The organism is Micromonospora sp. WMMC250, assembly GCF_027460215.1.
GTDB classification, from domain to species: Bacteria; Actinomycetota; Actinomycetes; order Mycobacteriales; family Micromonosporaceae; genus Micromonospora; species Micromonospora taraxaci.
The window spans coordinates 2,791,880-2,812,835 of record NZ_JAPZBJ010000002.1; the positions used below are offsets into that span (position 1 = coordinate 2,791,880).

Annotated in this window: 16 protein-coding genes; 5 read left to right on the top strand and 11 right to left on the bottom strand. The window is 69.9% G+C overall.

The window, feature by feature from the left end; translation table 11 throughout:
- The first annotated feature begins 251 nt into the window (after positions 1-251).
- The 4 genes from O3438_RS12175 (at position 252) to O3438_RS12190 (ending at position 4,681) form a co-directional block, all read left to right on the top strand.
- The gene (locus O3438_RS12175; RefSeq protein WP_269680068.1) at positions 252-908 is read left to right on the top strand and encodes a sugar transferase; all 657 of its coding nucleotides are present in this window, start codon (positions 252-254) and stop codon (positions 906-908) included.
- Complete coding sequence (locus O3438_RS12180) at positions 905-2,053, top strand: DegT/DnrJ/EryC1/StrS family aminotransferase (protein WP_269680069.1); 1,149 nt, start codon at positions 905-907, stop codon at positions 2,051-2,053. Before O3438_RS12175 ends, O3438_RS12180 begins: the two co-directional genes overlap by 4 nt.
- Complete coding sequence (locus tag O3438_RS12185; protein ID WP_269680070.1) at positions 2,050-2,688, top strand: acetyltransferase; 639 nt, start codon at positions 2,050-2,052, stop codon at positions 2,686-2,688. Before O3438_RS12180 ends, O3438_RS12185 begins: the two co-directional genes overlap by 4 nt.
- A gap of 127 nt (positions 2,689-2,815) precedes the next feature.
- On the top strand, positions 2,816-4,681 hold the full coding sequence (locus O3438_RS12190; protein WP_269680071.1) for a nucleoside-diphosphate sugar epimerase/dehydratase: 1,866 nt from the start codon (positions 2,816-2,818) through the stop codon (positions 4,679-4,681).
- 65 nt (positions 4,682-4,746) lie between these two features.
- Here the strand turns inward: O3438_RS12190 and wecB are convergent, their stop codons facing one another.
- From wecB to O3438_RS12245, 11 genes are all read right to left on the bottom strand, one after another.
- On the bottom strand, positions 4,747-5,871 hold the full coding sequence (wecB, locus tag O3438_RS12195) for a non-hydrolyzing UDP-N-acetylglucosamine 2-epimerase (RefSeq protein ID WP_145784209.1): 1,125 nt from the start codon (positions 5,869-5,871) through the stop codon (positions 4,747-4,749).
- On the bottom strand, positions 5,868-7,106 hold the full coding sequence (locus O3438_RS12200; protein ID WP_269680072.1) for a glycosyltransferase family 4 protein: 1,239 nt from the start codon (positions 7,104-7,106) through the stop codon (positions 5,868-5,870). Before O3438_RS12200 ends, wecB begins: the two co-directional genes overlap by 4 nt.
- On the bottom strand, positions 7,103-8,230 hold the full coding sequence (locus O3438_RS12205) for a polysaccharide biosynthesis C-terminal domain-containing protein (RefSeq protein WP_269680073.1): 1,128 nt from the start codon (positions 8,228-8,230) through the stop codon (positions 7,103-7,105). The genes O3438_RS12200 and O3438_RS12205 overlap by 4 nt, the downstream gene beginning before the upstream one ends.
- On the bottom strand, positions 8,224-9,264 hold the full coding sequence (locus O3438_RS12210; RefSeq protein WP_269680074.1) for an SDR family NAD(P)-dependent oxidoreductase: 1,041 nt from the start codon (positions 9,262-9,264) through the stop codon (positions 8,224-8,226). Before O3438_RS12210 ends, O3438_RS12205 begins: the two co-directional genes overlap by 7 nt.
- A gap of 136 nt (positions 9,265-9,400) precedes the next feature.
- Entirely contained in the window at positions 9,401-10,681 is a 1,281-nt protein-coding gene (locus tag O3438_RS12215; RefSeq protein WP_269680075.1) for a lipopolysaccharide biosynthesis protein, read from the bottom strand.
- Positions 10,678-11,748, bottom strand: coding sequence for a hypothetical protein (locus tag O3438_RS12220; RefSeq protein ID WP_269680076.1), 1,071 nt, complete (start codon positions 11,746-11,748; stop codon positions 10,678-10,680). Before O3438_RS12220 ends, O3438_RS12215 begins: the two co-directional genes overlap by 4 nt.
- 33 nt (positions 11,749-11,781) lie before the next feature.
- The gene (locus O3438_RS12225; protein WP_269680077.1) at positions 11,782-12,414 is read right to left on the bottom strand and encodes a class I SAM-dependent methyltransferase; all 633 of its coding nucleotides are present in this window, start codon (positions 12,412-12,414) and stop codon (positions 11,782-11,784) included.
- Positions 12,415-12,488: 74 nt separating this feature from the next.
- Positions 12,489-13,601, bottom strand: a complete 1,113-nt coding sequence (locus O3438_RS12230; RefSeq protein ID WP_269680078.1) for a glycosyltransferase family 4 protein — start codon at positions 13,599-13,601, stop codon at positions 12,489-12,491.
- 6 nt (positions 13,602-13,607) lie between these two features.
- On the bottom strand, positions 13,608-14,762 hold the full coding sequence (locus O3438_RS12235) for a glycosyltransferase (RefSeq protein ID WP_269683631.1): 1,155 nt from the start codon (positions 14,760-14,762) through the stop codon (positions 13,608-13,610).
- Positions 14,763-14,835: 73 nt separating this feature from the next.
- Complete coding sequence (gene metK / locus O3438_RS12240; protein WP_269680079.1) at positions 14,836-16,023, bottom strand: methionine adenosyltransferase; 1,188 nt, start codon at positions 16,021-16,023, stop codon at positions 14,836-14,838.
- Between the two features lie 106 nt (positions 16,024-16,129).
- A complete protein-coding gene (locus O3438_RS12245; RefSeq protein ID WP_269680080.1) occupies positions 16,130-17,533 on the bottom strand; it encodes a hypothetical protein in 1,404 nt (467 codons plus the stop codon).
- Positions 17,534-17,754: 221 nt separating this feature from the next.
- Here O3438_RS12245 and O3438_RS12250 point away from each other — a divergent pair, with 221 nt between their 5' ends.
- Positions 17,755-20,859 (top strand): M14 family metallopeptidase, encoded by a 3,105-nt coding sequence (locus tag O3438_RS12250; protein ID WP_269680081.1) that lies wholly within the window; start codon positions 17,755-17,757, stop codon positions 20,857-20,859.
- The last annotated feature ends 97 nt before the right edge of the window (positions 20,860-20,956 follow it).

Sequence of the window (20,956 nt, forward strand, 5' to 3'; positions counted from 1 at the left end):
GCCGGTCGGCAGCGCGTGCCGGAGCGCCGTTTCCCCTGGCCACCAGCTCACACACCCGTGTCCTCCCGTCCCGGTCCGCGTTGTTCCGACGGGATCAGCACTGACTATGACTGTTTGCGCTGTATCGCACTCGCATAGCTGCTAGACCCATAAGAGGCATTTGTCCGAGCGGGAGGTGGAAGATGCCGGTTCTGGGCGTCAGTACCGTCGAAGATCCTCAGCGAACGGTTCGACCCGATCGCGGCAAGCGGGTGATCGACGTCGTCGCGTCCGTCATCCTGCTCGCACTGCTGGTGCCGGTGATCGCCACGGTGGCGCTGCTGGTCGCCGTCGGGTTGGGGCGTCCCGTGCTGTTCCGCCAGCTCCGCACGGGCCGGCACGGCGACCCGTTCGAGCTGATCAAGTTCCGCACGATGCGTGCGCCCGACCCGCGCCTCGGCCTTGTCGAGGACGACGACCGACTGACGCCGCTCGGGCGGTGGCTGCGTGCCACCAGCCTGGACGAGCTGCCCACGCTCTGGAACGTGCTGCGGGGCGAGATGAGCCTGGTCGGCCCCCGCCCGCTGCTGCCGGAGTACCTATCCCGCTACTCCCCTCACCAGGCCCGCCGGCACGAGGTGCGGCCGGGCGTGACCGGCCTGGCGCAGGTGCGCGGCCGCAACGGGCTGAGCTGGGAGACGAAGTTCGACCTCGACGTGGAGTACGTCGACACCCGCTGCCTCGCACTCGACCTGACGATCCTGGCGGCGACGGTCCGCACCGTGCTGCGTCGCGAGGGGATTTCGGCCGCCGGCGTGGCCACCGCTCCGACATTCCTCGGCAGTCCGGCCGGGGCCACCGCACCGCTGGGGACCGTCCCGACGGGGCGTCGCGCCGCGGTGACGGTACGGCAGGGCGAACGCCGATGACGGACCGAGTGCACCTCTCTCATCCCGACGTCGGCCCCCTGGAGGAGTCGTACCTCGTCGCGGCCCTGCGGTCCGGCTGGGTCGCACCCGTCGGTCCCGATCTGGATGCCTTCGAGAACGAGGTCGCGGCGCGGGTCGGGACCCGCGGCGCGGTCGCGGTCAGCTCCGGCACCGCAGCGCTGCACCTGGCGTTGCTCGGGGTGGGCGTCCAACCGGGTGACGCTGTCGTCGTCCCGACGCTGACCTTCGTGGCCACCGCGAACGCCGTGCGCTACACCGGCGCCCGGCCGGTCTTCGTCGATTGCGACGCGCGCACCGGCAACATCGACGTGCCACTGTTGACCGAGCTGCTGCACCGGCTGCGCGCCCGCGGCGAGCGGGTCGGCGCGGTCGTGCCGGTCGACATGTTCGGTAGCTGCGCCGACTACCCGGCGTTGCTGCCGGTCTGCGGGGATGCGGGCGTGCCGGTCGTCGAGGACGCAGCGGAGGCGCTCGGCGCCACGGACCATGGCCGGGCGGCCGGCTCATTCGGCCAGGTCGCCGCGCTGTCGTTCAACGGCAACAAGATCATGACAACCTCGAGCGGCGGGATGGTCGTCTCCGACGACCTTCCGCTGCTGGCCCGCGCCCGCCACCTGGCCACCCAGGCCCGGGAGCCCGTGGCGCACTACGAGCACCGGGAGACCGGCTACAACTACCGCCTCAGCAACCTGCTGGCCGCACTGGGCCGGGCCCAGCTGGCACGGCTCGACCGAATGATCGGCCGCCGTCGCCTGCTGCGAGACCGGTACGCGAAGCTCTTCGCCTCGGTGCCCGGGGTGGAACTGGTCGGTGCCGAGGACGTCGAATCGAACTGCTGGCTGACCGTCATCCGGGTGCGGTCGGAGCGCTCCGGTTGGCGGGCCGCTGATCTCGCCGCACACCTCGCCGCTCAGAACATCGAGACGCGGCCGGTGTGGAAGCCGATGCACCGGCAGCCCGCGTACGCCGACTTCGAGAGCCTGCTCACCGGGGCGGCCGACGATCTCTTCGCCGAGGGGTTGACCCTGCCCAGCGGCAGCGGCCTCACCGAGCAGCAGATCGCCACGGTGTTCGGCGCGATCGAAGGGTTCCTGGCCGTCCGGACGGGAGCGGTCTCCGGGTGACGCCACTGGTCATCGTGGGTTGCGGCGGCCACGGCCGGGAGGCACTGGCTATCGCGCGGGCGGCCGCGGCCGCCGGAGCGCGACAGTGGGACCTGGTCGGTTTCGTCGACGACCGGCCGTCGGAGGAGAACCTCAAGCGGGTGCAGCGCCTGGAGGTGCCCTACCTGGGTGGGCTCGCGTGGCTACGGGACGCGCCGGCGGATCTCCACCACGTCATCGGGATCGGTGACCCGAAGGTGCGACGAGCCGTCGCCGCGCGGGTGGACGCGTACGGCACTCCAGCCGGCAGTCTCGTCCACCCGGACGCGACGGTCGGGCCGGACACGCGGCACGGGCCCGGCCTGGTCGTCTTCGCGGGCGCCCGCATCACCACCAACGTGACGGTGGGCCGGCACGTCCATCTCAATCAGAACACCACTGTGGGGCACGACTCGGTGCTTGCCGACTTCGTCTCGGTCAACCCGCTCGCCGCGATCTCCGGTGACTGCCACCTGGCGGAGGGCGTGCTGGTGGGGACGACGGCGGCGGTGCTGCAGGGCCTTCGGATAGGTCGGGACAGCACCGTCGGCGCCGGCGCCTGCGTGGTGCGGGACGTGCCTGACGGCGTGGTGGTCAAGGGCGTGCCGGCGCGCTGACCTGATCGGCCCGCGACCGCCCGCCACCAGCCAGTTACTCCGCGAAACATCCAATAAAAGTGTAAAAAGGATAAAGAGCCTCAAACCCCTGCTGTGCGGGGCTAATCGGTCGTAGACGGGAGCAAACATGCCGCAAGACACCGATAGGACCGAGCCTGCCGAACAACGGGTCCGTCGGGCCCGGGCGCGCCGCCGCGCCCTGGGTTTCCTCGCCACCGACACCGCAGCGTGGGTAGGCGGCTTCGTCGCCGCCGTCTGGACCCGCTACGAATTCCACCCGCCGGCCGGGCAGCTGAGCCGCGCAGCAGGCGTCGGCGGCATCGCGGCGCTGATCTACGTGGCTGTCGCTGCGGTGCGCCGGCTCCACTCTGGCCGGCACCCACTCGGCAGCCTCCAGGAGGTGCGAGGGCTCGCCGGAAACGTCGCCACCCCCATCGCCGTTCTGCTGATCGGGCTGCTGCCGTCGGCCGACCGACCGGTGCCGGCCAGCACCCCGCTGATCGGCGGTTCGCTGACGCTGCTGTTGATGCTCGCCGCCCGCTCCGCGTACCGGCACCGGCACGACCTCGCGATGCGGCCAGACGTGCGCTCCGCCACGCCGGTGCTGCTGTTCGGCCTCGGCGATGCCGGTCAGGGGCTACTGCGCGCGATGATCGGCGACCCACGCGGCAGGTACCTGCCGGTCGGCGCGCTGGACGACGACCCCGACAAGCGCAACCTGCGTTTCGGCGGTGTCCGCGTGCTGGGCGGCCGGGCGGACCTCGCCGAGGCGGTCCGTCGCACCGGCGCCACCACAGTCATCTTCTCGGTGGCCAGCGCCGACGCCGCGCTGATCCGCCAGATCCGCGAGGCCACCCTGCAGACCGGCGCCGCCTTCAAGGTGCTGCCCCCGGTCCGCGAACTGGTCGACCACCGCATCACCGTCACCGACGTACGGGACGTGCAGATCAGTGACCTGCTGGGGCGTCGGCAGGTGGTCGGCGACCTGCCGCTGAGCGGCGACGGCCTCGCCGGTCTGCGGGTGCTGGTCACCGGCGCCGGCGGTTCGATCGGTTCGGAGCTGTGCCGCCAGGTTCTGAAGACCGACCCCGGCGAGCTGATGATGCTCGACCGCGACGAGTCCGCCCTGCACGCCCTACAGATGTCGCTGAACGGGCGGGCCATGCTCGACGGCCCCGAGCTGATCCTCGCCGACCTGCGCGACGACGAGCGTGTCCGGCGCATCATCCGAGAGCGCCGACCGGACGTCATCTTCCACGCCGCGGCGCTGAAGCACCTCACGCTCCTGCAACGCAACCCCGGCGAAGCGGTGATGACAAACGTGTGGGGCACGCTCTCGGTGCTGGACGCGTGCCGCGACGTCGCCAAGTTCGTCAACATCAGCACCGACAAGGCCGCCGACCCGATCAGCGTGCTCGGCTACTCCAAGCGGATCACCGAACGGCTGACCGCCCACGCCGCAGGCCGGTTTCCCGGCACCTTCCTCAGTGTCCGCTTCGGCAACGTGCTCAGCAGCCGCGGCTCGGTGATCACCGCGTTCCAACGCCAGATCGAGGCGGGCAATCCGTTGACGGTGACCCATCCGGACGTCACCCGCTATCTGATGACGCTGGAGGAGGCGGTGCGGCTGGTGCTCCAGGCCGCCGAGATCGGCCGGGACGGCGAGGCCCTCGTGCTGGACATGGGCGCGCCGGTACGCATCGCCGACCTGGCGAGGCAGATGGCCGAGCAGGCCGACAGTCGGGTGCCGATCGTCTACACCGGGCTTCGGCCCGGCGAGAAACTTCACGAGGACCTGCTCGGAACCGGCGAGGTCGACGACCGTCCGCTGCACCCGCTCATCTCACACGTCACAGTGCCGGCGCTCGACCCGCTCGACGTGGGCGGACTCGACCCGTACGACGACGCGGAGAAGCTGATCGCCCACCTGGCGGCGCTGTGCACACCGGCGAGCACCAGGCCGGGAACGATCCACGTGCCGCTGGCCCGTTAGGCCGAGCCGCAAGACTCAGCGGGCCCGGCGACCGAGGTCGCCGGGCCCGCTGCCTGTCCCGACGGTCAGCGGCGGATGCCCGCCCAGTCGTGGTGCCTGCGGACGGTGGACAGGATGAAGTCGACCACCCGCCGGGAGGTGTCCCGGACCTGGTAGTCGACCGGACAGGGCACTCCCTCGGCGTGGACCTGGTCGACTGTCACCTGGATCGCCTCCACCACGCCATCCGGGTCGAGACCGGTCATGATGATGCCGCCGGCGTCCAACGCCTCCGGGCGTTCGATCGACTCCCGCAGCGTCACCGCGGCGAAGTTGAGGATCGCCGACTCCTCGCTGATCGTGCCGCTGTCCGACAGCGTGCAGAAGGCCTTCGTCTGCAGGTGCACGTAGTCGAGCAGACCGAACGGCTCGTGGAAGGCGATCCCGTCCAGCGCCGCTGCGCCGGGCGCCAACGACTCCAGCCGCTTGCGGGTCCGGGGGTGGGTGGACACGAGTACCGGGAACTGCCAGCGGTCACGAACCGCGCGCAGGCATTCCAGCAACCGGGCCAACCGGTCAGGGCTGTCCACGTTCTCCTCGCGGTGTGCGCTGACCAGGAAGTACCGGCCAGGCGTCAGCTCCAGCTGACGCAGGATCGTCGAGGCCTCGATGTCCATCCGGTAGTGCTCGAGCACCTCGCGCATGGGGGAACCGGTGTGCAGGATCCGGCGCGGGTGCAGCCCTTCGGCCAGCAGGTTCCGCCGGGCGTGCTCCGTGTAGACGAGATTGAAGTCGGCGACGTGGTCCACCAGACGTCGGTTCGTCTCCTCCGGGACGTTGAGGTCGAAACAGCGGTTGCCGGCTTCCATGTGGTAGACGGGCACCCGCAGCCGGCGGGCCATCAGCGCGCCGATGCAGCTGTTGGTGTCGCCGAGCACGAGCAACGCGTCCGGTCGCACCTCGGCAATGGCCTCCTCCACACCGACCAGTACGCCACCGAGCACCCGGCCGAGCGTCGAGGTGTCCACGCGCAGGAACCGGTCCGGTTCCCGGATACGCAACTCCTTGAAGAAGATCTCGGACAACGAGCTGTCCCAGTTCTGGCCGGTGTGGACCAGCACGTGCTCCACCACGTCGTCCAGCCTCGCCATCACCCGCGAGAGCCGGATGATCTCCGGCCGGGTACCCACCAGCGTCATCACACGGGTCATGGCCGTCCTTTCCCTGCTGCCACCTTCGTCAGAATGTCCTCGAACTGGTCGACGCCGACCCGCACGCACATGCGCTCCTGGTAGGCCCGGCGGGCCCGCTGACCCATGGCGAGGCGCTCGGCCGCAGCCGTGTCGGCCGCCTGCCGCAGACGGTCCGCGAGGACCGCCCAGTCCCCCGGTGGGCACACCAGGCCGGCTCCGGTCGACTCCACGAGAGCGGCGGCGTCGCCGCCCAGGGCGGCGATCACCGGAGCGCCGCAGGCAAAAGCCGCCTGCAACTTCGACGGGACGGTGCCGCGGAGCGCCGGCAGATCACGCAGGCACACCAGCTGCCAGTCGGCCGCCGCGTACAGTTCGGCCATCTCCGTCGGCGGGCGGCGACCGACGAAGCGGACGTTGTCCGCGTTCAACTCGGTGGCGAGCCGGCGGGCCTCGTCCTCGTAGGCACCCGAACCGACCAGCACCAGGTCCACCCGGTCCCGGACGGCGGCCGCCGCGCGGATCGCCGTGTCCACGCCCTGGAGCAGACCGAGGTTGCCGGTGAACATCACCGTGCAGCGGTCGCGTCGTCCGAGCGTCGCGCGGGCCGCGTCCGTCGGTGCCACGGGCCGGAACAGAAGGTCGTCGGTCCAGTTCCACACCACACGCACACGGCTCGGATCGGCGCCCCGCTCCACCACGAGGGCCGCCATCGCCGGTGAGATCACCACGATCGCGGCCGCCAATCGGTACGCCGTGCGCATGAGGACGTCCAGACCGCCCGCCACCGCTCGTCCGGTCAGACCGGTCGGGGACATCCCGGAATGCACTACCGAATCAGGCCACATGTCCTGCACGTGCAGGACGATCGGCGTACGCCGGGCGGCCCGGACGAGCGCGGCGGCGGCGACCGCCGTGGGCGGTGGGTGGTAGACGTACGTGACGTCGACGCCACCGAGCCAGCTCGGGCCGGCGAGCGCGCTGCTCACACCGAACGTGATGTGGCTGGCCGCTCGGCGCAGCGCCGACGTGTCGTGGCTCGGGTACGCGGGAACCCGTCGCACCGCGACGGCCCCCTGCATCTCGACATGCCGCCAGCGTTGCCGCCAGCCCGGGTAGAGCCGCCCGTGCGGGTAGCTCGGGTAGGTGGTGAGCACCCGGACGTGGTGGCCGCGCGCGCTCAGGTGCTCTGCCAGATTGCCCGGGATGAACACACCCTCCGGCGGATACCACTGGCTGACCAGGCCGACCCTCACGCGGCGACCACCGCTGGCTTCGGAATCCGTGACTCCACCGGCTCCGGCCAGGTGTCCGGACGCGCCGGGTCGAACAGCTCGTTGGTCCAGAACAGGGTGACCAGTTCGTCGTCACCGGTGTTGACCAGCTTGTGCACCCACATGGTGGGCATGTCGACGGCGACCGGCGCGTCCCCGGAGACCGGAATGCGCACCACGTCGGTGTCACAGACCCGCCGCAGGCTGATCTCAGCGGTGCCACGCAACACCACGAACCGCTCGACCTTCGCCAGGTGGAAGTGCTCGCCCCGGGTCACGCCCGGGTGACTGGTGGAGCTGAACGTCTGCCCCGCGCCACCGTGCACCTTGACCGTCTCCACCAGCTCGCCGCGGGCATCGGCGCGGCGGGGCAGTGCCAGCGGGAAGTGCGCCGGGAAGCAGTGCGACCGGTAGGTGTTGAACAACCGCACGAGGTGCCGGTCGGTCAGGACCGGGATCTCACCGGTGCGGTAGGTGGCGGCCAACCCGGCCAGACGTTCGGCGAGCTCACGGACGCCCACCCGCAACGCGGGCATGGCCGGATCCCAGGAACCACCCGCCAGCACGCCGACGAGCCGGGCCGCGGCGTCGGTCACGTGCACCAGGGCGATCTCACGATCGGTGTGGACCTCCGGCCGCCCACCCTCGGCGAGCACGCGGCAGAACGTCGCCACCGCCGAGTTGTAGTGCGGGCGGCCGTGCTCGCCGTAGAGGTTGGACAGCAGTACGTCCTCCAGTGGCACGCCGGTGTCGGCGAGGATCCGCGCGGCGTCCGCCTTGGCGTCGCCGTACGGCGTGCCGTTGCCGGCCTGCACCGAGTTCGCGTACGCGACGCAGGCCGGCGGATCCGCGGCGACGCGCAGGCCGGCGGCGAGTTGCGCGGCAAGACGGCGGTTACCCTCGGCGACCTCGGTCGGATCGCCGCGGTTCACGCCGGCCAGGTGCAGCACCCGGTCGACACCGCTGACCTTGGCGCCGACGACACGAGGGTCGACCAGGTCCGCACGCGTGATGATCACCGGCTCCGGCCAGCCGAGCGCCCGCAGGAGCACCCGCACGTGCCAGCCGAGGAATCCGCCGCCTCCGGTCAACGCCAGCTTCAGCACGCCAGCACCGGGTCCCGCAGGGCCAGCTCCGCGCGGACCTCCGGCAACCGCCTCAGCAGTTCGATGATCTGCGGTACGCCCAGCCGTGGCGCGTTGGACGAGTTGAAGTCCTCGACGGGTTCTCCGTCCAACTCCCCCTCGGAGACGTAGAGCGAGTAGTTCAGATCGCGGGCGTCCAGCGGCACCCGGAGGAACTCGCCGAAGTCCTCCGCCTGCGTCAACTCCTCGCGGCTGGCCAACGTCTCGTCGAGCTTCTCGCCGTGCCGGACGCCGATGACGTCCAGCTTCGCCGGCACGTTGAAGAGTTCGCAGACCGCCTCGGCCAGGTCACCGATCGTGCAGGCGGCCGCCTTGCGAATGAAGATGTCACCCGGGCGGGCGTGCTGGAAGGCGTGCTCGACCAGCTCCACCGACTCGCCGAGGGACATCAGGAAACGGGTCATCGTCGGGTCGGTGACGGTCGGCGCCCGCCCGGCCTTGATCTGCTCGATGAACAGCGGGATCACGGAGCCACGCGAATACATGACGTTGCCGTACCGGACGCAGGAGACGGTGGTGGCGCTGTTCGGGTTGTTGCGGGCGTGCGCCTGCGCGACCTTCTCCATCATCGCCTTGCTCATGCCCATCGCGTTGACCGGGTAGACGGCCTTGTCCGTGCTCAGCACCACCACCGAGCCAACGCCGTTGCGCTCGGCCGCCTCTACGACGTTCGCGCTGCCGAGGATGTTCGTCCGCACCGCCTCGAGTGGGAAGAACTCGCACGAGGGCACCTGCTTGAGGGCGGCCGCGTGGAACACGTGGTCGATGCCGCGACTGGCCCGCAGCACCGAGTCGTAGTCACGTACGTCCCCGACGTAGTAGCGGACCCGCTCGTCGCCGAGGAGTCGGCGCATCTCGTCCTGCTTGGCCTCGTCCCGGCTGAACACCCGGACCTCAGCGACGTCCCGATCGAGAAGTCGGCGGACCATCGTCCGGCCGAACGAACCCGTTCCGCCGGTGATCAGGACCCGCCGTCCAGTGGTCAAAAAAGTCACTGCCGCTCCGTTCGTTACTGATGGCTCGCGTCCAGCCGGCAGCTGCCGGCGGTGTCAATGGCCGCACTCGGCCCAACGAGCGAGCAGGACGCTTTGAAACGTCACCAAAGGGACTAATGTCGACACACCAGGCGGGTCAGGTGCCGGTGCCCCGAGCGTCCGCAACCAGCACGGGCTCACGCGCGCCCGGGGTGGACTGGTCGGCAGCGTCGCGTCGATGCCGCCGGACCAGCAGCGACGCGTAAGCGCCGAGCAGGACGGTCAACGTGAGTTGACCCACCCCGTACGACCAGGCGGCGCCCTGCGCACCGAACGGGCCGGCTGTCACACAGACCCCGACCAACTGGAGCGACACCGTGCCGACCGTGCAGATCCCCACCACGTTCTCGTGGCCCCGGGCCTGAAGGAACGTCGCGAGCGGCTGGTTCACCACCACCACCGCGGCACCGATCGACAGCACCACCAACACGTCGGCGGACTGCCGGTAGGTGACACCGAGCACCAGGGAGACCGCGGTGGGTGCGAGCAGGACGAGAGCGGCACATGTGACGACTGCTCCACAGAGCAGCCAGAGGGATCTGCGCACCGCCTGCAACGCGACCCGGGAGGAGGAAGCCTGCGCGATGGCCGGTGCGGCGGCGGACGAGTACGCCTGGGCGAAGAACTGGACGGGCTGGGTCCATCGGGACACCGCGCTGTAGATGCCCGCCTGCGCGCTGCCACCGGTCGCCGCGAGCAACGTGACGTCCAGCGAGGTGGCACTGACGGCCAACGAGAACCTGCCGTAGCCCGCCGTCGCCCGCCACGGTGCGGTCAGGCCGGTGGGCACCCAGCGAAGTCGGGGCGGGCCACCGAGCAGGACGCCGGCCGCACAGGCGGCGAACGCCCCACCGACCAGTGACCACCACAGCGTCGGCAGCGCACCGACCGCGGTGGTCGTCAGGAGCACCACCGCCAGGACGAGCGCCACCAAGCGCTCCAACAGGAGAACAGCGGCGACCTTCGTCACCCGACGGGCAGCCCGTAGCGGCACCACGACGCCGTTGATCGCCGTCCGGCTGAGCAGGACCAGGGCGACCACCAGACCGAGTTCCGGCCACGGGGTCGCCAGTGCCGCCATCGAGATGACGAGTGCGCAGGCGACGGCCACGGCGAACAGCACCCGCAGCCGGTTCCAATAGCTCTCCTCGGTGATCCGACCGGCGGCGAGTTCCCGCAACGAGAAGGCGTTGAAGCCGAAGTCCACCACTCCGACCAACATCCCACCGACGCCCATCGCGCCGGCCGCCAGGCCGAACGCGGCTGGGCCCGCCCGATTCGCCACCAGGGCGACGAGGACCGCGTACAGCGCCTGTGAGGCGGCTCCCGCGACGACCAGGATCACGGTCTGCGCCGCGAGGCCGCCACGGCCGATCATGGAAGGAATGCCTCGACGAACGCGTCGCTGCCCAGATCCACCCGGGGGGCGGGCGTGGGCGCGGCGATCGCCTTCTCCATCAGCCCGGTCACGGACTCCTCGGTCAGTGGTCCGCAGACGCTCAGCCCGAGATGCCGCGCCCAGGTCACCAACTGGTCGGATCCCGCGACGACCACCTGCCGGCCTGCCCGGATGCCCTTGACCATCATCGAGTTGGGCTGGTCGCTGGAGTACGCCACCATGACACAGTCGCTGGCCTGCACCGCGCAGTTGATGGCGTGATCGGTCTGCACCCGGTCGTCCACAATCACCGGCAGCCCTGCGGCTCGGGCCCTGTCGAGCAGCGGCTGCACCTCCGCACGCACCGACGGGTCGAGTTGCCCACACACGAACAGCGCCACCGGCCGGTCCGCCAGTCGCAGCAGGCTGCGGAGCACCAGGGGCAGGTTCTTGCGGGCCGACACCTTACCCGCCACGAGGAAGACGAACCGATCCTCGGGGACACCGAACGCGCCGCGCAGGGCGGTCGGGTCCTGGTCCTCCGCGTCGAAGAACACCGGGTCGGGCGCGACGGCCGAGCGGGCCTTCCGGCCCGCTACCGAGTGGTCCGACAGGTACAGCAGCCGGACCCCGGGAAGCCGTTCGGTACGCCGCAGGATGAGATCCTTCGTCTTCAACCGGGCCCGTACCGACGGCCGGCTGTTGGTGTTCCAGCGGGGGTCCTGAGTGACCAGCACGACGACCGGCGGGCCCGGCGGCCAGCCCCGCATCCCGAGCCGGATCGCGAACCGGTCGCCGTCGGGAACCATGACCCTCGTGCAGCCGTACCGCATCGCCTGCCGGCGCACACCACTGACGGTCAGCGGCGGATCCGCCACCACCACCTGTCGGCAGCGGTCGGCCACCTCGGCGAGGTGCAGCCGATGTTCCGTGGACCGGAGGCCGGACCGGGTGAGGGCGAGCACCACACTGTCCCCGCGATCCAGGGCAGCGGACGCGAGGAGGCGCACGTACATCAACCGGTGCCCCTCGTGATCCTGCGACACGATCAGTACCCGTTCAGCCATTCCCGGCGCCTCCTTCCATCCGAGCGGTCAGCACTAGCGGACGGCGTCTGTCGCCGGCACCATCCACGCGTTGAAATCGCGGCTGAACACCGTCGTACACGCGTCGACACCCAACCCGGGCTTGAAGCCCCAGAAGTCCAGCCGGCCGAAACCCTGGGCGGTGAGGGCGTCGTCGGCCGGACGTGTCGTCGGGCGATCTGTGTCGTCGAGTACCACCAGCCCTGAGGGCGTCAGGTACTCATGCGCCAGACGGGAGCAGGTCGTCCGCGCCATCCCGTCGATGATGATCACGTCCCAGGGCGCGCCTTCCTCGATCGCCCGCACGTAGGGCGCGGACCCGTCCGCCTCCCACCAGGTCCCGTCGCAGGGCACGTGCAGGATCCGACCGTGGCGGGGTTGCGGAACCCGACGGAACCAGTCGGCGTCGTGTTCGACGGCCACGATCTCCCGCACCCGCAGCGCGTCCGCGAACCATGCGGTCGAAGAGCCGGCACCGTACTCGAACACCCGGCGATCGGCGCCGACGTGCGTGGCGAGCCAGTGCATCGCCCCGTAGGTCAACCAGGGGCGTGGCCCGCCGTCCGAGCCGCTCGGCGCCCCGCCGGAGACCGACCGGTGCCAACCCTTCGCCCTGAGCGTCGACAGAACCTGCAGCGAGGTGAGCACCTCCCGCCCGCTCCGTGGTACGCCGGGGACACGCGCGCGAACCCTGTCCATCACCGACGGACGTCTCATCGCACTCAACACCTTTCGTTCTCGTATTCCGGCACCGGACGTGCCCTTCTCGATGTCACCCGGGCACCCATCGCCACGAGTTCAGCGGCCATGGCGGGGCCGGCATTGAAGGCCGGGGTCGCCGGTACGCGGAGCCGGCACCGGCTGCTCAGGTCGCGTGCCTCGACGAACACCTCCGCGAGGCGGTCGGCATCGTCTGTTGGGAACACCCAACCGTTGTCGGTGGTGACGCGATCGGCATGACATCCGACGACGTCGCTGACAGCGACCCGCACGCCGTTGGCCTGCGCCTCCGCGACAACGAGACCCCACGGCTCGTAGCGCGACGGCAGGACGAAGAGGTCGGCCGCCGCGAAGACGGGACCGAGCTCGTCCTGCGGCAGCGCGCCCAGGACCCGGATACGCGGATCGGCGGCAGCCGCGCGGTCGACCACTGACCGTTGCGGCCCCTGCCCCACGATCACCAGCCGCGCAGCGGGATCGGCGAACGCCGCGAAAGCGGACAGCAGCGTGTCCAGTCCCTTGGCTGGCGCGAGTCGCCCCACGAACAGGATGACGAGCCCGTCGCCGAGGGCGTGTCGTTTCCGCAGCGCCGCGGCCTGCTCCGGGCTCGCGACGGGCGGCCTGGGCAGACCGAACGGGATCAGGTGTCGGTTGCCGAAGCCGTACTCCGCCCAGTACCTGTCGTTCTGCGCTCCCACGGTCCACACCCGGGCTCGCCGCCCGAGGATCGCCCGCAGCAGCAGCCGCTTTCCCCATCGCCGCACTGCCGGCCGTCGGCGCTCGTCGAGCCAGTTGCTGTCGGACCGGAGCACCACCTGGGCACCGCGCAGCCGGGCGGTGAGCACGGCGAGGACGTTCGCGAGCCGGGCGTAGCCGAAACAGCAGACGACCTTCAGGTCGGGGCGGAGCGCGGCGCGCACCAGGGCCACGCACCTCGACACCGTCCCGCCATCGACCACCTCGTGCGGATGAGCCGGCACTGCCGCGCCCCAGCCACGATCCGCGTCGTCCCGGTGATAGAGAGCGTGCAGATCGAGACCCGCGACGTGCAGGTGGTCGAGCACCGGATTCCGGTATGGAGTGGGCACCTCCACGATGAAGAGCACCTCCGCCACGATGCGTCAGCTCCTCTCCCGCACGGCGGTCGTGCCGCTCGGTACGCGGCCAGCACGCCCCTGCGGCGGCGGGCCGGTCACGTCGGCGAACGTGTCAGTGCGGACGAGATCGACCACACTGTGCGTGGCCTGCCGGGCCCGCCAGGCGCGGTAGGCCACGCCGGCCGCGACCCGCCTCGCGTGACGCTCGGCGACGCCGTCGGCCGCCATCCGCTCGATGACCCGGCTCAACTCCGCGGGGGAGAGCGCCGGGAGGACGACACCGCCGCCGCCTTCGAGGACGTCGGTCCAGGGTGTCTCCGCCGAGCAGACCACCGGGCACGAGGCGGACAGGCTCTCGGCGATGACGTGCCCGAAGTTCTCCCCGCGGGTCGGCAGCACGAAGGCGTCGTAGCGCGTGAAGGTGGCGCGGACCTCGGCCGGAGGCACCGGACCGCGGTACCGGACCGTCACGGTGGCAGGCAGCTCGTCGCACAGCCGTTGACACTCCCGCCAGTACGACGGGTCGTCCACCGGCCCGTGGATGTCGAGACTCAGCGGGCGGCTGATCGTCGTCAGGGCCCGCAGCACCATGTCGAGGTTCTTCATCGGCGTGATGCGGCTGAGGAAGACGAGTCGCAGGCGATCGTCGTCGTGCTCCACCGGCGGTGCCGGGTCCACCGGCAGCAGCGTCTGGTTCTCCCGCAGCACGATCCGCGCTCCGGGAACGAGGGCGCGGATGTGCGCCGCCTCGCGATCGTTCGTCGCATGCCAGAGGACGTCCCGCCGTCCCAGGAGTCGACGCCAGAGGGCCAGGAACAGCCGCTTCTTGTGCGACCGGATACCGAGCGCCCCCGGCGAGAACTCTCCGCGCGGCGCGATGAGGATCCGCTTCGCGGAAACCAGCCCCACGATGGTCGCCAGCACCGGCAGCAACGAGAAGGTCGGCTGCCAGACGCTGTTGACGTAGAGCAGGTCGAACGGGCCAGCCGACCGCTGAGCACGCCAGATGCGCCACCAGTGCAGCGGGCTACGGCGGTTCAGATAGAAGACCCGGGACCGGGACCGGGTCGTCCACCGTCCGGACAGCCCCGGATATGGCGTCCGACAACCGAGATCACGATCATTGGTGACCAGCGTCAGGCGCACGTCCGACGGCACCCCGTCGACCATGCAGACCATGGATCGCACCGGACCGCCGGCACGATAACCTGGTTCGAAGTACGCCGAAGTAGCCAGCACCCGGTAGTCGTGCTCAGAGGGCACTGGACTTGAGGGCGATCGCACGGCTGGCACTTTCCCAGGTGAAGTCCGTCAGCTCACGGCCGAAGTGTCCGTACGCCGCGGTCTGTCGATAGATCGGGCGGAGCAGGTCCAGGTCACGGACGATGGCTGCCGGCCGCAGGTCGAAGACCTCGGTGATGCTCCTGCTGATCGTCGACACGGGCACGTTCTCCGTGCCGAAGGTCTCCACGGAGAGGCTGACGGGGTGCGCCTTGCCGATGGCATAGGCAACCTGTACCTCACAGCGCTCGGCCAGACCCGCGGCCACGACGTTCTTGGCCACCCACCGCATGGCGTAGGCAGCGGACCGGTCTACCTTGGACGGGTCTTTCCCGGAGAACGCGCCACCGCCGTGCCGGGCGTAACCGCCGTAGGTGTCGACGATGATCTTCCGTCCCGTCAGACCGGCATCGCCCATCGGTCCACCGACCTCGAATCGACCGGTCGGGTTGACCAGCAGCCGGTATCCGTCCGTGTCCAGGTCCAGACCGTCGAGTTCCGGGGCGATGACCTGTTCACGGATGTCCGGCGTGAGCAGCGAATCCAACGCGATGTTCGGGGCGTGCTGGCTGGAGACGACCACAGTGTGCAGACGAACCGGACGCATGCCCTCGTACTCGACGGTGACCTGCGTCTTTCCATCGGGACGAAGGTAGGGAATCGCGCCGCTCTTGCGGACGGCAGCGAGTCGGCGCGCCAGTCGATGCGCGAGCGCGATCGGCAGAGGCATCAACTCGGGAGTTTCCGAGCAGGCGAAGCCGAACATCATGCCCTGGTCACCGGCACCCTGGGTGTCCAACGCGCTGGACGAGCCAGACCGCACCTCGATCGCGCTGTCGACACCCTGGGCGATGTCCGGAGACTGTTTACCGATGGAGACGCTCACGCCACAGGAGGCGCCGTCGAATCCTTTGGCCGACGAGTCGTATCCGATATCGACGATCAGCCGACGAACGATCTCCGGGATGTCCACCTGCGCCGTCGTCGCCACTTCGCCGGCAACGTGCACCTGTCCGGTGGTGAGGAGAGTTTCCACGGCGACCCGACTACGAGGGTCGATGGTGAGCAACGCGTCCAGGATGCCGTCGCTGACCTGGTCAGCAACCTTGTCAGGATGCCCCTCGGTGACTGACTCGGACGTGAAAAGGCGGCCTGACACAATTACTCCCCCTGGTTAGGAATGCTCATTACGGCAAGCGCTGGCGCAATGAAACAACGATGTGCCGTACGATCAGTTACTTGGCCGGACGCTCAATGTCGGCGCATCACCGACGGGCGCGGGCGATCGTCTCGAACATCGATTCCGGCTCGGTCGGACGGCGGGCAAGCCACGCCGTCGCGATGACCAACATGGCCAGAACCACCAACCGGGGCCCGGTACGGGTCATGTAGGTGAACCCACCCACCCAGACCAGATCGAAGAGACCGACGGCGAGAAGAACTCCGCCGACGTACCGGCCGAGCGCCGTGGGCGTGGTCAGCGGCCGGGCCGATGCACGAGCCAGGAACCGGTCGATGGCGGACACGGCGAGACCGGTCACCGGAATCATCACCGCCATGCCGACGACACCGAAATTGAACAGCCACTCGCCGTACCAGAGGGCCGCCACGGAATGGCCGGTGCCGGCCAGCCCGGGCGCGAGGTAAGGCACCAGCTCGTAACCGAAGCCGACTGGTTTGTCGGGCCAGAACGCGCGGGGCACCAGGGCGACCGCGGCGGCGAAGAAGGTCTCGCCCCACCCCCGGGGCAGCAGACCGATGGTGTTCATCTGCCAGAGTTCGGCGAACGCGGACATCGGGCTGACGGCCGATCCAAAGCCGTCACTGTCCACGTCCGAGGCTGCCCCGCCGGCGCGCAGCGCGGCGAGAAACAACAGGGCCGGAATTCCACCGAGGATCACGATCCCCTTGGTGTAACGCCGCCGGTCGCCGTGAGCCAGGACGACGAGCAGGGCCAGGGCGAGGGACCCGAGGACGATGCGGCCGAATCCGTTGAACAGATAGAAGAAGTAGACGGTGAAGGCGACGGCGCACACCGATCCGCACAGCACCTTCCACCGACCGAGTGGGCCACGCAGCAGGCCCGCCGCCAGTAACACGACGCCGACGAAGCCGACCGGCTTCGCCGTGAACTCGGTCTCGGCGTCGACCAGCGAGGCGATGACGGCGACGGCGAGGAGGACCAGCCCGAAGGTGAACGCCCACCCCGCGGTGCCCGCGTCCACCCGGGCGGCGTCGGACCGGGCCTTGGAGGGCGCGCCGTCACCCCAGAACAGCATCCAGGTGAGCACATGACCGAAGAAGCAGACGGCGACGGTGGTGAACAACGGGATACCGGGATCGGTCGCCACGTTCTTGATGCTGTGGTAGAAGCCGCCGAACCCGACGAAGACCGCGAAGGCGAGGTTGTAGATCCCCACCGCCGTGATCCGCGTGCCTCCATGCCGCCAGAAGACCCAGGTGCCGAAGAGGATGGCGAGGAGACTCAGGGCAATGGTGGCCTCGCGGTGCCAATCGGTTGCCAGGGCCGGGTTGAGAACGAAGCAGGCGGCACCGGCCACCAGCCACGCCGTACCGGTGGCCAGGTTCCGCATGAACTGGGGCACCCCGTCGGCGCGCGGGCGCGCGTGCGACGCCGAACGGTTGACCGGTGCATGGATTGTCCCCATGGGAGCGGAGCGTATCGGAACCGCTACCGCTCGATGCCTGATTCACATTCTTGGCCCGCCGGTTATGCCCGCACCCTCAACCCGACCCCCTCCACCCCCGGGTCGTCACGCGAGGGAGCGACACCGACACGGCCAGCTACCTCGCACCTCTCGACCTATTGACATCGATCACCCCCCAGCAGAAGGCTCGCGCCTACAGGTCCTTCACCCAAGGAGGCGCGATGAGACCGAGACGACTGGCGATCGCCAGCGTGGTCACCCTGCTCGGCGCACTGGCGTTGACCCCGCCGGCAAGCGCGAAGCCACCGTCCGAACCGGGCGCCCGCGACGGCCTGGAGGTCTACGTCGGCACGGTCGACGCAAAACAGCGGGACCAGCTACGCGCGGCGGGGGTCGACCTCGGCCACGACGCGAAGACGGACTCGACCGGCAAGACGACAGTCGAGACGGTGCTCAGTCGCCGGCAGGCGAAGCGGCTGACCGACCAGGGCGTCCCGTTGTCGGTGAAGAAGGTGCGCGGCAAGGACGCGTCGCAGGCGCTGCGCGAGCAGGCGGCGGCGGGCTGGACGGCGTTCCGACCCTATGGGGAGCCGGGCGGTCTGCGCGACGAGCTGAACGCCACCGCGGCCCGTTATCCCAAGCTGACCAAGGTGGAGACGATCGGCCGCACCCAACAGGGTCAGCCGATCGTCGCCGTGAAGGTCACCAAGAACGCGCGGACCGTCGCGGACGGGAAGCGGCCCGCAGTGCTCTACGCCGGCGCGCAGCACGCCCGCGAGTGGATCACGCCGGAGATGACCCGCCGGTTGATGCACCACGTGCTGGACAGCTACGGCACCGACCAGGAGATCACGAAACTCCTGGACACGACCGAGCTGTGGTTCCTGCCGGTGGCCAACCCGGACGGTTACGACTTCACCTTCACCTCGGGCAACCGACTGTGGCGCAAGAACCTGCGGGACAACAACGGCGACGGACAGATCACCTCCGGCGACGGCGTGGACCTCAACCGCAACTTCAGCTACAAGTGGGGGTACGACAACGAGGGTTCGTCACCGGAGCCGAACAGCGAGACCTACCGGGGCCCGGGCCCCAACTCGGAGCCGGAGACCAAGGCCCTGGACCAACTCTTCAAGCGGGTCGGGTTCGAGTTCTTCGTCAACTACCACTCGGCGGCCGAGCTGCTGCTCTACGGCCTCGGCTGGCAGGTGAGCACTCCCACCCCGGACGACGAGATCTACAAGGCGATGGCCGGGGACGACGCGCACCCGGCGGTGCCCGGGTACGACCCGGACATCTCCGCCGAGCTGTACACGACCAACGGTGACACCGACAGCCACGCCACCGTGCGGTACGGCACGCTGGGCTTCACCCCGGAGATGTCCACCTGTGAGGCCGCCTCGGCGGTGGACCCGGACGACGAGTGGCGTCCGGAGGACTGCGTCAGTGGCTTCATCTTTCCCGACGACGAGACGTTGATCGCCGGTGAGGTGAGCAAGAACCTGCCGTTCGCGTTGGCCGTGGCCAAGTCGGCGGCGGACCCGGACGAGCCGGTGTCGGTGGTCGGCCGGAGCACCCCGGACTTCGTGGTGGACGCCTTCGACACCTCGTACGGGCGCACCCAGCAGGTCGCCGCCATCACCCGGCGGGCGCTGAAGAACGTGAAGATGCACTACACGGTCAACGGCGGGCGACCGAAGACCGTCGCGGTCCGCGAGTGGCGCGGCGGCGAGCGGTACGGCGGCACGCACGACGACTACTACGCGGAGCTACGCGGGACGGTCGGCGGCACGAAACCGGGAGACCGGGTGGAGGTCTGGTTCACCGGCAACAAACCCCGGTCCGGGGTGGTCGCAAGCGTTCACTTCACCTACCGGGTGCACAGCGACATCGGCGGTGACGTGCTGGTCCTCGCCGCCGAGGACGTCACCGGTCTCAGCCCGGCGCAGACCGGCACCTCCGCGAAGTACGCCGACGAGATCGCGGCGTCGTTGAGCGCCGCCGGGCGCAGCAGCGACGTGTACGACTTCGACGTGATGGGCCGCAGGGCACCGCACCCGCTCGGGGTGCTGTCGCACTACAAGGCAGTGGTGTGGGAGACCGGCGACGACGTGATCATGCGTTCGCCCGGCCAGGTCGCCGGCACCGCGGCCAAGGCGGCGCTGGACACCGAACTGGCCGTCCGGGACTACCTGAACGAGGGTGGCAAGCTCCTGGTCAGCGGCCAGTACGCGCTGTTCGCCCAGGGCGCCAACGGTTCGTACGTCTACCACCCGGACGCGCCGCCGGAGTGCACCAACGCCGACGACCTCACCTGCCTGCCGCTGCTGAACGACTTCCAGCAGTACTGGTTGGGCGCGCACACCTACGTCAGCGACGGCGGCACCTCGCCGGAGGGCGAACCGTTCCCGGTCGCCGGCCGTGACGGCGCGTTCACCGGCTTCGACGGGCAGCTCAACGCGGCCGGTTCGGCGGAGAACCAGGGGCACACCGCGTCGTTCCTGACCACGTCGAGTTTCCTGCCGCCGGACGAGTTCCCGCAGTTCGCCAGCTCCGCGCCGGTGGGCTGGACCCGACCGGGTGGCGCGCCGTTCGACCCGCGTACGGGTGAGTGGTACCTGCACAGCGGGCAGGCCGACGAGTCGTACAAGCGGCTCACCCGCACTGTGGACCTCAGCGGGGCGACCAGCGGAGAGCTGCGCTTCTTCACCTCGTACGAGATCGAGCAGAACTGGGACTTCCTCTTCGTCGAGGCCCACGAGGTGGGCAGCGACAACTGGACGACACTGCCGGACGTCAACGGCAAGACCAGCACGGTCACCGGGGAGAGCTGCGTCTCGGGTTGGGACGAGTTGCACCCGTTCCTCGCCCACTACCAGGGCGCGGGCTGCTCCCCCAGCGGTAGCACCGGAAGCTGGAACGCGGCGACCGGGACGTCGAGCGGTTGGAAGGAGTTCGTGGTCGACCTGACCGCGTACGCCGGCAAGCAGGTCGAGGTGTCGATCACGTACGCCTCGGACTGGGCCACGCAGGGCCTCGGGGTCTTCCTGGACGACGCCCGGGTGGTGGTCGACGGGTCGACGGTGGCGGAGACCTCGTTCGAGTCCGCCGACCTGGGCGGCTGGACGGTCGCCGGGCCTCCGGCCGGGTCCGGTGGCAACGCCAACGACTGGTCGCGCAGCCAGCAGGCGTTCGAGGAGGGCTCGGTGGTGGTCACCGGGGACACGGTGTACCTGGGCTTCGGGTTGGAGGGCCTCTCCCCGGCGGCCCGGGACGACCTGGTCGCCCGTTCGTTGACCCACCTCACCGGTCAACCCCGCCCCTGACGGCGGCGAGGTGCGCCGGCGGTCGACGAGCCGCCGGCGCACCTTCGGCGCAGGCCGGGTGGGCCGCCGGCGCACCTTCGGCGTACGCCGGGTGCGC

Bases quoted from the DNA above. Each gene is read 5' to 3' on its own strand.
- O3438_RS12180 (WP_269680069.1), top strand. From the start codon at position 905: ATGACGGACCGAGTGCACCTCTCTCATCCCGACGTCGGCCCCCTGGAG.
- O3438_RS12190 (WP_269680071.1), top strand. From the start codon at position 2,816: ATGCCGCAAGACACCGATAGGACCGAGCCTGCCGAACAACGGGTCCGT.
- wecB (WP_145784209.1), bottom strand. From the start codon at position 5,871: ATGACCCGTGTGATGACGCTGGTGGGTACCCGGCCGGAGATCATCCGG.
- O3438_RS12215 (WP_269680075.1), bottom strand. From the start codon at position 10,681: ATGATCGGCCGTGGCGGCCTCGCGGCGCAGACCGTGATCCTGGTCGTC.
- O3438_RS12220 (WP_269680076.1), bottom strand. From the start codon at position 11,748: ATGGCTGAACGGGTACTGATCGTGTCGCAGGATCACGAGGGGCACCGG.
- O3438_RS12235 (WP_269683631.1), bottom strand. From the start codon at position 14,762: ATGGTCTGCATGGTCGACGGGGTGCCGTCGGACGTGCGCCTGACGCTG.
- O3438_RS12245 (WP_269680080.1), bottom strand. From the start codon at position 17,533: ATGGGGACAATCCATGCACCGGTCAACCGTTCGGCGTCGCACGCGCGC.
- O3438_RS12250 (WP_269680081.1), top strand. From the start codon at position 17,755: ATGAGACCGAGACGACTGGCGATCGCCAGCGTGGTCACCCTGCTCGGC.